The following is a 14,356-nucleotide window of genomic DNA, read 5'->3' on the forward strand; positions in this document are numbered from 1 at the left end:
GAATAAGCGGGGCGGCGCAAAGCAAGCTGGTCAATATAGGTGTAGGCTATGAAGGTAGAAGTTACTAAATAACATTGTTTCTCAATTTGCAGCCCCGGCTGGGGCCGCTTCATTGGAGGCCATTTTGTTTGTACAAAACCAACTCAAGTCCTGGATCGCCAGCATCCGCAGCAAGACCGCCTTGCCGCTACGCATAGAATTGTGGAACGGCCAGCACGTCGACCTGTCCAGCGAAGCGCCGCGGGTCACCATCCGCCTGCCGACCGTCGCCTCGGCCCGCTATCTGCTGAACCCCTCGCTGGCCAATCTCGGTTCGGCCTATGTGGAAGGCAATATCGAAGTCAAGGGCACGGCCCAGGACATGATTTCCATCTGCAATGCCCTGGCCCGTAACACCTTGAAACCGGAAGGCAAGCTGGCCCGCATCGTGCGCAGTTTTACGCACGACAAGAACAAGGATGCCGAGGCCATCCGCTACCACTACGATGTGTCGAACGCCTTCTACGAGCAATTCCTCGACCCCGCCCTCGTGTATTCCTGCGCCTATTTCGAACAGGGCGATGAAACCCTGGCGCAGGCGCAGGTCAAGAAAATCGACCATATCCTGAAGAAAATCCAGCTGCAGCCGGGCCAGACCCTGCTCGACATCGGCTGCGGCTGGGGCGCCCTCGTGATTCGTGCCGCGCAGCAGTATGGCGCCCGCTGCGTGGGCGTGACCCTGTCGGAAAACCAGTACGCGCTGGCGCGCGAGCGCGTGGCGGCGGCCGGCCTGGCGCACCTGATCGACATCCGCCTGCAGGACTACCGCGACGTGACGGGCCAGTTCGACCGCATCACCAGCGTGGGCATGTTCGAGCACGTGGGCCTGAAACACTTGCCCAACTACTTTTCCATCATCAACAAATTGCTGGCGCCCGACGGCATGGCGATGAACCACGGCATCACCTCGACCGATCCGGACAATGGCGAAACACCGTACGGCGGCGGCGAATTCATCGAAAAATATGTGTTCCCGCATGGCGAGCTGGCGCACATCGGCAATGTCCTGAAAACCATGCAGCAGGGTGGACTGGAAGTGCTGGACGTGGAAAACCTGCGGCGCCACTATGCGCGCACGTGCGCCCTGTGGACGGAAAATTTCGAAGCCCATGCCGAGCAGATCCGTCCGCTGGCGGGCGAACGGCGCTTCCGCATCTGGCACGTCTACCTGGCCGGCTGCGCCTATGCCTTCGAGCAAGATTTGATCAGTCTGTACCAGATCGTCTGCGTGAAGGCGGGCCGGCGTTCTTCCACACTGCCCTGGTCGCGCAACTACATGTATGCGCAGGATGCCAGGCCGGCGCCCGTGCTGGCGCACTGACAGGCGCGCGGGGCGCTTACTTCAGGCGCCCCGCATACATGGCACGGAATTTCTCCACCTTGGGCGCGACGACCAGCGCGCAATAGCCCTGCAAGGGATGCTGCTCGACATAATTCTGGTGGCACTCCTCGGCCGGATAAAAGCTTGCTGCCGGCGCCAGTTGCGTGACGATGAGGGCATCCCACACGCAGGCCATCTCGGCGAGCACCTTGCGCGCCACCTTTTCCTGCTCCGCCGACTGATAATGGATAACGGAGCGAAATTGCGTGCCGACATCGTTACCTTGCCGGTTCACGGTGGTGGGGTCGTGCAGGGTAAAAAAGATTTCCAGCAAGTCGTGATAACTGATGACGGCGGGATCGAACTCCAGGCGCACGACTTCCGCGTGACCCGTCTCGCCCGTGCACACCTGTTCATATGTGGGGTCGGGTACGCTGCCGCCCGTATAGCCGGCCTCGACGCGCGTCACGCCACGCACTTCCCCGTACACGGCATCGAGGCACCAGAAACAGCCACCGCCGAATACCGCCACTTCCGTCTGTTGATGCATGATGTCCTCCCGCAACGCCTGTGCGACGTATCATTTCATTACTGTAACGCAAAGCGCCATGGCCTGCAGTGCCGCTTGAAACGGTGCGTGGTGCACCGCACATAAGGGGCATGCCGGCCACGATTGCGCTGGCGCGGCCGATTTTTGGCATAATGTCAGCAAATAGACAGGTCACCCATGAACACACGCTCTCCCCGCGCGCCAGCGCAAGAATTCGATACGGCACATTTCCGCCAGGCGCTGTCGCAGTTTGCCACCGGCGTGACGGTCATTACGACGCGCCTGGCCGACGGCAGTTTCCGCGGCTTGACGGCCAGTTCCTTCAATTCCGTCTCGCTGTCGCCGCCACTGGTGCTGTGGAGCCTCGGTTCCGTGGCGAACAGCATGCCCATCTTCAGCGGCAACTCGCATTACGTCATCAACGTGCTGGGCGCCGAACAGGCGGAACTGGCCACGCGCTTTTCACGCCGCACGCCGAACCCGTTCGACGACGTCGAATACGAACTGTCGCGCACGGGCCAGCCCATCCTGAAAGGCGCGTCGGCCTGGTTTGAATGCCACAACCGCAGCCGCTATCCGGAAGGCGACCACGTCATTTTCGTGGGCGAAGTGGAACAATGCGCGTTTGCCGCGCAGCCGCCCTTGATCTTCCACAATGGAAAGTTCAATACACCGCCAGCCTGAGCGGGACAAAAAAAATCCGCCGAGGCGGATTTTTTGTTTTACAGGGTAAAGTTATACCCGATGCTGACACTCACGGCGAGCGGATCGAGCGTGATGCTCTGCGTCTGCCCCGTCGAGAATTTCGCCTTGGTTTTCAGGAAGGTCTTGACCACGGCCACGTCGGCAAACCAGCGCTCGTTGAAGGCCAGGGTGCTGCCGACCACGAGGCTGCCCGCCAGCTTGTTGTCCAGGCGGTAGGTGACGGGCGATCCACCCGGATCCAGCAAGGCCGTCATCTGGCCCGAGCCTTTTTCCTTCTGGAAATAGGCATACGTCAAGCCCGCGCCCACGTAAGGACGGATCATCGCATTGGGCTGGAAGAATCGGTACTGGATGAAAGCCGTCGGCGGCAAGGCTTCCGCCGTCCCCAGCTTGCCCGTACCCTTGATGGAACCATCGCCGATCAAGTCATGCTTGTACGGCACACCCAGGATCATTTCAGCGGAAATATTGTCCGTGATCATGTAGGCAAAGGTCAGGATGGGCTTGGTATCCGGCTTGACGTCGGCCTTCGTGCCCGGCAGGGCCGGCGCGGAAATGTCGCCACTGTCCACGTGCGGCGTAATCTTGTTGAGGCCAGCCTTGACCATCCAGGTGCCTGCGCTTTGCGCCGAAGCGCCCGTCGCCATGGCCATCGCGGCGGCGGCGGCCAGCACGCGTACAGCGGTATTCAAACGATTTTTCATCTTGTCTCCTGATCATTATGTGCGGATAGCCGGGCTATCCAGTCTTGTCGCTGCCAGCGCCAGCCCCGCCCAGCGGGCGCAGCTGGCGCGGCGATTCCTTACAGCCAGCCCCGCACGACCATGTCCTTGGCCACATAACGGGCCAGCAACAGGTTGTTGAACGGCGTAGGATGCACATCATCGGCATACGAGTAATGGCTGACGTCGCCCGCTTTCAGGTTCGAGCCATTGCAGACCAGCGAGCTGCCCAGAATATTGCCTGGCGCGCTCAAGTCGCACGCCGTCTCGCTGACGTTGGTCAAGCCATACGGGCCAGGGTTGGTGGCCTGGTCATGGCTGACGGCAAACACGTCGACCAGCAAGACTTTCGCGTTGGCGCTCAGGCCGCCGCTCAGTTCGCCATTGAAGGCGCTGACCATGGCATTGATGAGCGCCTTGGTATTGGCATCCTTGCTCAGGCCCGATGGCGTACCGGCCACGTCCGGCAGATTGTTGACGATGACATAGTTGGCGCCCTTGGCGATGATCTGGTCCTTGACCAGCGCCACCAGTTCGGTACCCGCTTGCTTCATGGCGGCAACCAGTGCAGGCCCTTGGGCCACGGCGTAATCGGCACCGGCCTTGGCACCGGCAGCGTTACCCGTCACCGTCGCATCGGCTTGCGCCTTGGTGACCAGCGGACCATACACGCTAGCCGAAGCGACCGCCGTATTGCCGGCAATGACCGCGGCTTGCACGGCGGCGCCGACGATGGCCTCCGACGTGGCGCCCGGCGCAGCGCTGGCCGTCTTGATGGCGGCGCCGATCGCTGCCGCTGCCGTGGTGGGGTTGGGGGCGCCGGCCGCCAGGGCCATGGTCAAATTGGTGGCGAAAGCCTGGGCGCCGGCGGCCGCGCCGGCAGCCTTGCCAGCAGCGGTCGCGCCCGCTTGCAATACACCCAGCTGGAACAGCACGTCATTGCCGCCGGCCATCACGAAAACGGCTTCCGTGCCGCTGAACTTGCCGCCGGAAACGGCCAGGTGGTTCGCGATCTGCGTCACCACGGGCACGGTCAGGGCGCCCAACGGACTGCCCGTCAATTTATTGTTCGGACCGACGGGGTTGGTCACGCGCGAACCGCCCATGGCGTAGCCGTAGCAGCCAGCATGCTTGACGCGCGGAACGGAAAGGCCTTGCGCCGCATTTCCCTCCAGGCCCGTCTCGGCGGCGCATGGCGCGGCCAGGCCGAATTGCGCGGCCAGGTGCTCGGTCCAGTTCTTGCCCGTCAGTTCAGGATTGATCTTGGTATTGTCGCCATTGATGGTGAACTTGCCGCCGCCTTTGGCCTGCACCGTACCCACGGCATACGAACCGACATCGGACAGGCTGTCGCCGAACGACACCTGCGCCGTGTATTTGACTTTCAAGGCTTGATCACCGCCACTGGCACCGCCGCAACCTGCCAGGACAGCCGCAGCCAGCACGGCCAGCGCGAATTTTGTTTGATGCATTTTGTCTCCTCGGTCTTTTTTCTGGTTTCTAAACGAACGGGCGTGCTATTCGCTACCCAACTAATATGCCATCGTTCCTCAGGCTTGTATAGAAAATATGTTTTAAAAATCAACGAAATAACAACATCGCCGGCGCCCCGTCATGGCCGGGCGATCCGCTGAATTATGGAGGATTTACTATGTTTCGTGGCAAGCATTGCTATTGCGCTGCATCAATAAAAAGCCCCTTGCGGGGCTTTTTTCAGACGGACAGGAATTGCTGCAAGATACCACTTGAGCCGAAAGCGGCGCGCCGCAAACGGTCGTTGACACCCAGCCACGCGGGGCCGGTCGGTGGCGCTTCGACGAGTATCAGCTCGGCGCCGACCTGGTCCATCGTGCGCAGCGAGGCATACAGCGCATGTGCGTAGTTTTCCGGGTTGGCGGCCAGGCGTACGCTGGCGCTGGCCGGCGGCAGATCCGAGTAATGGATCAGGGCCACGCGGCGCCCGTCGTTGAGCAGGCGGTTCAAGGTGGCGCTCACGTCATCGCTGTGCTGCATCGCAACAGGCGTATGCGGTGCGTAATGCGATTCCAGCGTGCCCGAGGCACGCGGCGCGGCCGCGTCGGCCATGGCCGGCGCGCGGCCGATGACGGCGGCGATCTGCCCGCTGCTGATATGGCCGGGACGCAACAGCACGGGACCGTGCGTGGCCAGGCGCGACAGGTCGACGATGGTCGACTCGATGCCCACGTCGCTCTGCCCGCCGTCGAGCACCAGGCCCAGCAAGCCGCTGCCCAGTTCCGCCGCGAATTCATCGCGCACGTGCTGCGCCGTCGTCGGGCTGACGTTGCCGAATTTGTTCGCCGACGGCGCGGCCAGGCCGCCCTTGCCACCCTTGAAAGTGCGTAGCAATTCGATAGCCACCGGGTGCGACGGGCAGCGCAAGCCCACCGTATCCTGGCCGCCGGAAACGGCGTCGGGGATATGCGCGGCACGCCTGACGATCAGGGTCAGCGGACCGGGCCAGAAGGCGGCCACCAGTTGCTGCGCTTCCGGCGGGATATCGTCGGACCAGTGCGCCAGGTCGGCGCCGGGCGCCACATGCACGATCACGGGATGGTCCGAGGGACGGCCCTTGGCTTCGTAGATGCGCGCCACGGCGGACGGATTTTCCGCATCGGCGCCCAGGCCATACACGGTTTCCGTCGGGAAAGCGACGAGGCCGCCCGCTTCCAGCACGGCGGCGGCGGCCGCCAGGTCTTGTGCGGGCACGCTCACGGCGCGATTCCCAGGATCAGGCAAGCGTCGCGCAGGCGCTGCTGCGCCTGCGGCAAGCTGGCGGCGATGAAGGTCAAATGGCCCATCTTGCGGCCACGGCGCGGATCGTCCTTGCCATACAGATGCAGGCAAGCGCCCGGCAACGCCAGCACCTGGTCCCATGCCGGTTCAGTGACCACGTCGCTGTCGTCGGCAAACCAGGCGTCGCCGAGGATGTTGAGCATCACGGCAGGCGAATGCTGGCGCACGTCGCCCAGCGGCAGGCGCGCCATGGCCCGCACCTGCTGCGCGAACTGGCTGGTGACGCAGGCATCCATCGTGTAGTGGCCGCTGTTGTGCGGGCGCGGCGCCATTTCATTGACCACCAGGCTGCCATCTTCCAGCACGAAAAATTCGATGCACAGCACGCCGACATAGCCGAGTTCGGCGACCATCGCTTGCGCCGCCCGCTGCGCCCTAGCGGCGCAATCGTCGGACACGTTCGGCCCCGGCACGGTGGTGGTAAACAAGACGCCGTCGCGGTGCACGTTTTCGGCGATCGGATAGACGACCGATGCGCCATCCACGCCGCGCGCCGTCAGCACGGACACTTCATAGGCCAGCGGCAGCATCTTTTCCAGCAGACAAGTTACTTCGCCCATTTCCGCGAACGCGGCGCGCACCTCGTCGCGCGTGCGCACGCGGAACTGGCCTTTGCCGTCATAGCCCATGCGCACGGTTTTCAAGATACCGGGCAGCAAGTCGTCGCCGATCGCATCGATGTCAAGCTGCGTGGCGATCACCATGTGCGGCGCCGGCAGCACGCCCGACTTGGCCGCACAGTCGACAAAGAAACGCTTTTCCGCGATGCGGTCCTGCGCCACCGACACGCCGTGGGCATTCGGCGCCACGAACACGCGTTCGGCCAGGCGCGACAGGCTGTCGGCCGGCACGTTTTCGAATTCCGTGGTGACGGCCAGGCATTGCGCGGCCAGGGCGTCGAGACCGGCCGCATCGCTGTAGCCGGCATTGATGAGGCGCTGCGCCACCTGCCCCGCAGGGCAGGCATCGGACGGTTCCAGTACGGCTACTTGATAACCGATGCTCTGGGCGGCCTGGGCAAACATGCGGCCGAGCTGGCCGCCGCCCATCACGCCCAGCCACGCCGGTGGATGGGCGGCGGGCAGCAATGGGGAAGTCGATTTACTATTCATTATTTCTCAAACACATTAGTCAGGCAAGACCATGGCCTTGGCGGCGGCCGTTTGCGTGGCACGGAAGGCTTCCAGGCGCTCGGCCAGGGCGTCGTCGTTGGCGGCAAGCATGGCCACGGCCGTCAGCGCCGCATTCGCCGCGCCCGCTTCGCCGATGGCGAAGGTGGCCACCGGCACGCCCTTGGGCATTTGCAGGATGGACAGCATGGAATCTTCGCCGCGCAAGTATTTCGACGGCACGGGCACGCCCAGCACGGGCACGATGGTCATCGCCGCCACCATGCCAGGCAGGTGGGCCGCGCCGCCTGCACCGGCGATGATGGCGCGCAAGCCGCGCGCGCGCGCGCTTTTCGCGTACGCATACATCTCGTCGGGCATGCGGTGCGCGGAAATGACTTGCGCTTCGTACGGTACGCCAAACTGTTTCAGCATGGCGACCGCGTTCTGCATCACGTCCCAGTCCGAGGACGAACCCATGATGACGCCGACCAGCGGCTTGTTTTGCTCAGTCATCTCAGGCCTTCAGCTTCTCGCCCGTCAGGCGTTCGATGGCTTCGAAATACTTGGCCTGGGTTTTTTCAATGACGTCGGCCGGCAGCGCGGGCGCCGGCGCGGTCTTGCCCCAGGTCAGCGTTTCCAAGTAGTCGCGCACGAATTGCTTGTCGAACGACGGCGGCGAAATGCCGGGCTGGTAGGAATCTGCGGGCCAGAAGCGCGACGAGTCGGCCGTCAGCACTTCATCCATCAGGTGCATGACGCCATTGTCGTCCAGGCCGAATTCGAACTTGGTGTCGGCGATGATGATGCCGCGCGTGGCGGCGTATTCGGCGGCCGTCTTGTAAAGTTGAATGGCCACGTCGCGCATCTTGGCGGCCAGTTCCGCGCCGATGCGCTCTTCCATTTCAGCAAAGCTGATGTTTTCGTCATGCTCGCCCAGCTCGGCCTTGGCCGCCGGGGTGAAGATCGGCTCCGGCAGTTTTTCCGCCTGTTGCAGGCCGGCTGGCAGCTTGATGCCGCAGATGCTGCCCGTGTCCTGGTAATCTTTCCAACCCGAACCGATGATGTAGCCGCGCACGACTGCCTCGACCATGATCGGCTTCAAGCGCTTGGCCACCACGGCGCGGCCCTTGACTTGTTCCACTTCCTCGGGCGCCACCACGGATTCCGGCGCCACGCCGGTCAGGTGGTTCGGCACGATATGGCCCAGTTTCTCGAACCAGAAATCGCTCATCTGGTTAAGGACCTTGCCCTTGCCGGGGATAGGCTCGTTCATGACGACATCGAAGGCCGACAGGCGGTCCGTGGTGACGATCAGGATCTTGTCGTCGCCAACGGCGTAATTGTCGCGGACCTTGCCGTGGCCCAGCAATGGCAGGGAGTGGATGGAAGTCTGATAGAGGCTGTTCATAGCGGGGGAATAGTTGGATGAAACGAAACCGGCAGGCAAGGGGTGCCTGCCGGTCGAGAAAATCGGGCGCGGAGCATTGCTTCCGGCCCGTTCCAGACAGAATTTTACTTCACAATTTGCGACAGCTCGCCGGCCTTGTAGCGCTCGGCCATTTTTTCCAGTGGCATGGCCTTGATTTTCGACGCCTGGCCTTCGCAGCCGAATGCCTGCATGCGGGCGCGCACGATTTGCTCTGCAGCAAGACGGGCTGGCTTCAGGTAGTCGCGCGGGTCGAATTTCGACGGGTTTTCAAACAGGTATTTGCGGATCGCGGCCGTCATCGCCAGGCGGATGTCGGTGTCGATGTTGATCTTGCGCACGCCGTGACGGATGCCTTCCTGGATTTCCTCGACCGGCACGCCGTAGGTTTCCTTCATGTCGCCGCCAAATTCGCGGATGATGGCCAGCAATTCCTGCGGCACCGACGAGGAACCGTGCATCACCAGGTGGGTGTTCGGGATGCGCGCGTGGATTTCCTTGATGCGGTCGATGGCCAGGATATCGCCCGTCGGCTTGCGCGTGAATTTGTAGGCGCCATGCGAGGTGCCGATGGCGATCGCCAGAGCGTCGCACTGGGTGCGCTGCACGAAGTCGGCCGCTTGCGCCACGTCCGTCAGCAGTTGCTCGCGGGTCATGGTGCCGTCGGCGCCGTGGCCGTCTTCCTTGTCGCCCTTCATGGTTTCCAGCGAACCGAGCACGCCCAGTTCCGCTTCCACCGTCACGCCGATGGCGTGCGAGAATTTCACGACTTCACGCGACACTTCCACGTTGTATTCGTAGGAAGCAACCGACTTGCCGTCCGCTTCCAGCGAACCGTCCATCATCACGGAAGTAAAACCCGAGCGGATAGCGGCCATGCAGACGGCCGGCGACTGGCCGTGATCCTGGTGCATGACGACGGGAATGTGCGGATACGCCTCGACGGCGGCGTCGATCAGGTGGCGCAGGAACGCTTCACCGGCGTACTTGCGCGCGCCAGCGGACGCTTGCATGATCACCGGGCTGTTGAGCGCATCGGCGGCGGCCATGATGGCTTGCACTTGCTCCAGGTTGTTGACGTTGAAAGCAGGAATGCCATAGCCGTTTTCGGCGGCATGGTCCAGCAGTTGACGCATGGATACGAGAGACATGGTAATACTCCAGATAACAATAGAAACCGTTGCGGCGCTTCGCGGTGGTCAATGACCGCGGCGGCGCCTGAATTCTTGGGCTTTAGTCGAATTCGCCGACCTTCACAATCTTCAAGGCGTTGGTGCCGCCCACCTGCCCCATCGGCTCGCCCCAGGTGACGACGATCATGTCGCCCTTGCGGACGATGCCCTGCGCCACCAGCAGCTCTTCCGCCTGCTTCAGCACTTGCGCGCTAGGGGCGTTCTGCATCAGATGATACGCCCGAACATTGCGGTACAGCGCGGCTTTGCGCAAAGTCGTGACGCTGGGCGTCAGTGCATAGATCGGCGTGTCGATGCTGTGGCGGCTCATCCACAAGGCGGTGGAACCGGATTCCGTCAGCGCCACGATGGCTTTCACGCGCAAATGGTGGGCCGTAAACAGGGCGCCATACGCGATCGACTGGTCGATGCGGGTAAACGTGACGTTGAGGAAATCGGCATCGAGCTTGTTGTATTCGGACTGTTCCGCTTCCACGCAGATGGCGGCCATCATCTCCACCGTCTCGATCGGGTACTTGCCCGAGGCCGTTTCGGCCGAGGTCATGACGGCATCCGTGCCGTCGAGCACGGCATTCGCCACGTCGGATACTTCCGCGCGGGTCGGCACGGCGTTGACGATCATCGATTCCATCATCTGCGTGGCCGTGATCGCCAGCTTGTTCGATGCGCGCGCCATCTTGATCATGCGCTTTTGCAAGGCCGGCACGGCCGCATTGCCCACTTCCACGGCCAGGTCGCCACGCGCCACCATGATGCCGTCGGAAGCGTCGAGAATTTCCTGCAGCGCAGGAATGGCTTCCGCGCGCTCGATCTTGGCGATCATCATCGGCTTGTGGTGATACGGTTCGCCGGCGATATTGGCCAGCTGGCGCGCCATTTCCATGTCGGTCGCGCATTTCGGGAAGGAAATAGCCAGATAGTCGGCCTGGAAACTCATGGCCGTCTTGATATCTTCCATATCCTTGGCCGTCAGCGCCGGGGCCGACAGGCCGCCGCCCTGGCGGTTGATGCCCTTGTTGTTCGACAACTCGCCGCCAATTTTGACGGTCGTGTGGATTTCGCTGCCGTGGATGCGCTCGACGATCAGCACGATAAGGCCGTCATTCAGCAGCAAGACGTCGCCCTTGTGCAAGTCGCGCGGCAAGGCCTTGTAGTCGAGGCCGACACGCTCCTGGTTGCCCAGTTCACCGTTTTCGCCCCACTTGGCGTCGAGGATGAAGCGCTCGCCCGCTTCCAGCTGAATGCGCGTGTTTTCAAACTTGCCGACGCGAATCTTCGGCCCTTGCATATCGGCCATGATGGCCACTTCGCGGCCGCACTCGGCCGCCGCCAGGCGCACCAGCGTCGCGCGGTCGATATGGTCTTGCGCCTTGCCATGGGAAAAATTCAAGCGCACCACGTCGACACCCGCACGTATCATTTTGACCAGGATATCGAAGTCAGTGGAAGCGGGGCCGATTGTTGCTACGATTTTTGTACCGCGTGGCATAGGAGTCCTTGTGCGCGAGCGAAGGTGAGCAAGACCTGGCGGCTGAGCCGCCCGGCAAGGTAAAAGCGCAGCGGTCAGGCTGCGCTTGGTGGCACGACAGTCAGGCTGGATCAGCCTGCGCGTTGCGTCAGGATCTCAACTGCTGGGAGGGTTTTGCCTTCCAGAAACTCCAGGAAAGCGCCGCCACCGGTCGAGATATAGCTGATTTTATCGGTAATATCGTATTTGGCAATCGCCGCCAGGGTGTCGCCACCGCCGGCGATCGAGAAAGCTTTCGAACCGGCAATGGCCAAGGCCAGGGTCTTGGTGCCGTTGCCGAACTGGTCGAACTCGAATACGCCGACGGGGCCGTTCCACACGATGGTGCCGGCGGCGGCGATTTGCTGCGCCAGCAGGGCCGCCGTTTTCGGGCCGATATCGAGGATCATGTCATCGTCCGCCACGTCGGCCACGTCCTTGACGGTGGCGGCTGCCGTTGGCGAGAATTCCTTGGCGCACACGACGTCGACGGGAATCGGCACCTGCGCGCCGCGCTTGGCCATGATCTCGATGATGGCTTTCGCCTCTTCAACGAGCTCCGCTTCCACCAGCGACTTGCCGACATTCAAGCCGACGGCCTTCATGAAGGTGTTGGCGATGCCGCCGCCGACGATCAGGTTATCGACCTTGTCGGACAGCGCTTTCAAAATGGTCAGCTTGCTCGATACCTTCGAACCGGCAACGATGGCCAGCAATGGACGGGCGGGTGCGTGCAAAGCCTTCCCCAGCGCATCGAGTTCGGCGGCCAGCAGCGGGCCGGCGCAGGCGACAGGGGCGAACTTGGCGATGCCGTGCGTGGACGCTTCCGCGCGGTGGGCCGTACCGAACGCGTCATTGACGTAGATATCGCACAGCTTGGCCATTTTTTGCGCCAGCTCATCGCTGTTTTTCTTTTCGCCCTTGTTCACGCGCACGTTTTCCAGCAGGACGACCTGGCCGGCAGCCAGGTTTTCCAGGCCGGCGCCATCGACCCAGTTTTGTTTCAATGCGACTTCCTGGCCCAGCAGCTCGGACAAGCGGGCGGCCACGGGCGCCAGGCTGTCGGCCGGCTTGAACTCGCCTTCCGTCGGACGGCCCAGGTGCGACGTCACCATGACGGCGGCGCCAGCGTCGAGGGCGGCGCGGATGGCCGGCACCGAGGCGCGGATGCGCGTATCTTCGGTGATCTTGCCACTGTCATCTTGCGGGACGTTCAAGTCGGCGCGGATAAACACGCGCTTGCCTTGCAGTGCATTTTGGGCGATCAAATCTTGCAGACGGATGAAGTTGAGAACAGCTGACATGGCGATCCAGATGACGAGTGGAAGGAAGTGCGCTATTTTACCGCAAGGACCAGCGCAAATCCCCGATTTGTCCTGCTTTACTGAAAAACATGCAACAGTCGCAAGCCCGTGAAAACCAACATGCCGAAGACAATGGTTTGCAGCATATTGCGGCGAATCACGAAAAAGAGCGTGGCGGCAATCCCCGACAAGAGTTTCAAATTCGACAATTCGAAGTGCACTTGCTGCCCTTCCATCAGCAGGTCGGGCGCGATGATGGCCGCCAGCGCGCAGGCCGGCGCATAGCGCAGCATCTCGCCCACGCGGCGCGGGATGGTGATGTGATGGCCGATCAGCCAGAAGGTGCTGCGCGTGGCGGCGGTCGCCACCACCAGCACGGCGATGGCGATCCACACGTCGGCCCTGCCCAAGGCTATGCCGTCAATCATGGCGTTTTGTCCATTTTTCTGTCAATTCTTCCACGGCCATGGCGCTGACCATGCCCACCACGACGGCCACCAGCAAGCCCAGCTTATACGGCAGGCCGAAGGCCAGCACGGCCACCGCGCCCGCCACCAGCACGCCGCACAGGGCGGCGCGGCTGAGGATCAGCGGCACCGTCACGCACAGGATCGCCAGGGTGCCGGCAAAACCCAGCCCCCATTCGGCCGGCACGACGGCGCCCAGCACGATGCCGATGAAGGAACCGATTTGCCAGGCCAGCCAGTTGGGGTAGATCAAGCCTTTCAGGAAAGGCAGCTTGGCCGGGTCCGGCGCTTCATGGGGATAGCGCTGCAGGAACAGGCCCACCGTGATGTCGCCGGCCACATAGCCGAGCGCAAAGCGCTGGCGCCACGGCAGATGGGAGAAATGGGGGGCCAGCAGCACGGAAAAGATAACAAAACGCAAATTGACGACGAGGGCCGTGGCAAAGATCACCCATACGGGGGCCTGCGCGGCCAGCAGGGGCAAGGACGCGAGCTGGGCCGAGCCGGCAAAGACAAACAGGGTCATGGCCCCCGCCTGCGCGACAGTCAGGCCGCTTTTCACCATGGCCACGCCCACCACCATGCCCCAGGCGGCAATGCCCAGCAAGGTGGGCGCCCCCAGGTTCAGGCCGGCGCGCCAGGCATCTTTCAGCAGCGCGTCGTCCTTGGCGGCCGGGACGGCGTTCACGCGGCGCTCCGGCCGAGGTAGTGTGGTAACTGCACAACAATGGTGCGCGGAGAACGGCTCCGCAACGGTGATACCGGCAAGGCAAATCCAGTCAGGGTGGCGCTACGGCAGCCATATTGTCGCGAAAAACCGCGCCGCAGCCGAAGATGATCGAGCCGCCATTTTAGCCATGATTTTTGCTGTCTGCCTGAATCCGTTAAAATCGTGCTTTTGGCAGCAGCCGACTTCCTTCCATACAGCCTCACGGAGCATGACAAGATGACAAAAACCACCCAGCCAGCGGTCGAACTCGACAGTAAAGACTTGCCAGCCCACTGCCCTAACCCGGCCATGCCGCTGTGGTCGTCGCATCCGCGCGTGTTCCTGGAATTCAACAAGGACGGTGTCGCCAAGTGCCCGTATTGCGGCACGGCCTACACCCTGAAGGAAGGCGCCAGCGCCGGCCACCATTAAACTGCCCAGCGGCGCGCCCCCAGCGCGCCGTTTTTATTTGCATCAAGTTATACCG

At 62.5% G+C, this 14,356-nt stretch carries 15 protein-coding genes; 3 read left to right on the top strand and 12 right to left on the bottom strand.

The window, feature by feature from the left end; translation table 11 throughout:
* Positions 1-124: 124 nt before the first annotated feature.
* Positions 125-1,360, top strand: a complete 1,236-nt coding sequence (locus IGS55_RS21515) for an SAM-dependent methyltransferase (protein WP_230517030.1) — start codon at positions 125-127, stop codon at positions 1,358-1,360.
* Positions 1,361-1,376: 16 nt separating this feature from the next.
* Here the strand turns inward: IGS55_RS21515 and msrA are convergent, their stop codons facing one another.
* On the bottom strand, positions 1,377-1,910 hold the full coding sequence (gene msrA / locus IGS55_RS21520; protein WP_230517029.1) for a peptide-methionine (S)-S-oxide reductase MsrA: 534 nt from the start codon (positions 1,908-1,910) through the stop codon (positions 1,377-1,379).
* A 177-nt stretch (positions 1,911-2,087) separates the two neighbouring features.
* On the opposite strand from msrA, the gene IGS55_RS21525 reads away from it, so the two are divergent.
* On the top strand, positions 2,088-2,594 hold the full coding sequence (locus tag IGS55_RS21525; protein ID WP_034746143.1) for a flavin reductase family protein: 507 nt from the start codon (positions 2,088-2,090) through the stop codon (positions 2,592-2,594).
* Positions 2,595-2,632: 38 nt separating this feature from the next.
* Here the strand turns inward: IGS55_RS21525 and IGS55_RS21530 are convergent, their stop codons facing one another.
* The 11 genes from IGS55_RS21530 to IGS55_RS21580 all read right to left on the bottom strand — a co-directional run bounded on the left by IGS55_RS21530 (position 2,633) and on the right by IGS55_RS21580 (position 13,848).
* The gene (locus IGS55_RS21530) at positions 2,633-3,319 is read right to left on the bottom strand and encodes an OmpW/AlkL family protein (protein ID WP_230517028.1); all 687 of its coding nucleotides are present in this window, start codon (positions 3,317-3,319) and stop codon (positions 2,633-2,635) included.
* A 98-nt stretch (positions 3,320-3,417) separates the two neighbouring features.
* The gene (locus tag IGS55_RS21535) at positions 3,418-4,809 is read right to left on the bottom strand and encodes an esterase (RefSeq protein WP_230517027.1); all 1,392 of its coding nucleotides are present in this window, start codon (positions 4,807-4,809) and stop codon (positions 3,418-3,420) included.
* Between the two features lie 241 nt (positions 4,810-5,050).
* On the bottom strand, positions 5,051-6,070 hold the full coding sequence (locus IGS55_RS21540; protein ID WP_230517026.1) for an L-threonylcarbamoyladenylate synthase: 1,020 nt from the start codon (positions 6,068-6,070) through the stop codon (positions 5,051-5,053).
* The gene (locus tag IGS55_RS21545) at positions 6,067-7,263 is read right to left on the bottom strand and encodes a 5-(carboxyamino)imidazole ribonucleotide synthase (protein WP_230517025.1); all 1,197 of its coding nucleotides are present in this window, start codon (positions 7,261-7,263) and stop codon (positions 6,067-6,069) included. Before IGS55_RS21545 ends, IGS55_RS21540 begins: the two co-directional genes overlap by 4 nt.
* Positions 7,264-7,278: 15 nt before the next feature.
* Positions 7,279-7,776 carry a 5-(carboxyamino)imidazole ribonucleotide mutase gene (purE, locus tag IGS55_RS21550; protein WP_034746126.1) on the bottom strand — a complete coding sequence of 166 codons (498 nt, stop codon included), beginning with the start codon at positions 7,774-7,776 and terminating at the stop codon, positions 7,279-7,281.
* Position 7,777: 1 nt separating this feature from the next.
* Entirely contained in the window at positions 7,778-8,671 is an 894-nt protein-coding gene (locus tag IGS55_RS21555) for a phosphoribosylaminoimidazolesuccinocarboxamide synthase (protein WP_034746123.1), read from the bottom strand.
* Between the two features lie 104 nt (positions 8,672-8,775).
* Positions 8,776-9,840 carry a class II fructose-bisphosphate aldolase gene (gene fba, locus IGS55_RS21560; protein WP_034746119.1) on the bottom strand — a complete coding sequence of 355 codons (1,065 nt, stop codon included), beginning with the start codon at positions 9,838-9,840 and terminating at the stop codon, positions 8,776-8,778.
* Between the two features lie 82 nt (positions 9,841-9,922).
* Positions 9,923-11,371: a pyruvate kinase gene (gene pyk, locus IGS55_RS21565; protein ID WP_230517024.1), complete on the bottom strand. Its 1,449-nt coding sequence runs from the start codon at positions 11,369-11,371 to the stop codon at positions 9,923-9,925.
* A gap of 110 nt (positions 11,372-11,481) precedes the next feature.
* Entirely contained in the window at positions 11,482-12,693 is a 1,212-nt protein-coding gene (locus IGS55_RS21570) for a phosphoglycerate kinase (RefSeq protein WP_230517023.1), read from the bottom strand.
* A gap of 77 nt (positions 12,694-12,770) precedes the next feature.
* Positions 12,771-13,121, bottom strand: coding sequence for an AzlD domain-containing protein (locus tag IGS55_RS21575; RefSeq protein WP_442908195.1), 351 nt, complete (start codon positions 13,119-13,121; stop codon positions 12,771-12,773).
* On the bottom strand, positions 13,114-13,848 hold the full coding sequence (locus IGS55_RS21580; protein ID WP_230517022.1) for an AzlC family ABC transporter permease: 735 nt from the start codon (positions 13,846-13,848) through the stop codon (positions 13,114-13,116). Before IGS55_RS21580 ends, IGS55_RS21575 begins: the two co-directional genes overlap by 8 nt.
* A 258-nt stretch (positions 13,849-14,106) precedes the next feature.
* On the opposite strand from IGS55_RS21580, the gene IGS55_RS21585 reads away from it, so the two are divergent.
* On the top strand, positions 14,107-14,301 hold the full coding sequence (locus IGS55_RS21585) for a zinc-finger domain-containing protein (protein WP_034746106.1): 195 nt from the start codon (positions 14,107-14,109) through the stop codon (positions 14,299-14,301).
* Positions 14,302-14,356: the final 55 nt, after the last annotated feature.

The sequence above is a fragment of the Janthinobacterium sp. EB271-G4-3-2 genome (genome assembly GCF_020858035.1).
Lineage (GTDB): Bacteria > Pseudomonadota > Gammaproteobacteria > Burkholderiales > Burkholderiaceae_D > Janthinobacterium > Janthinobacterium aestuarii.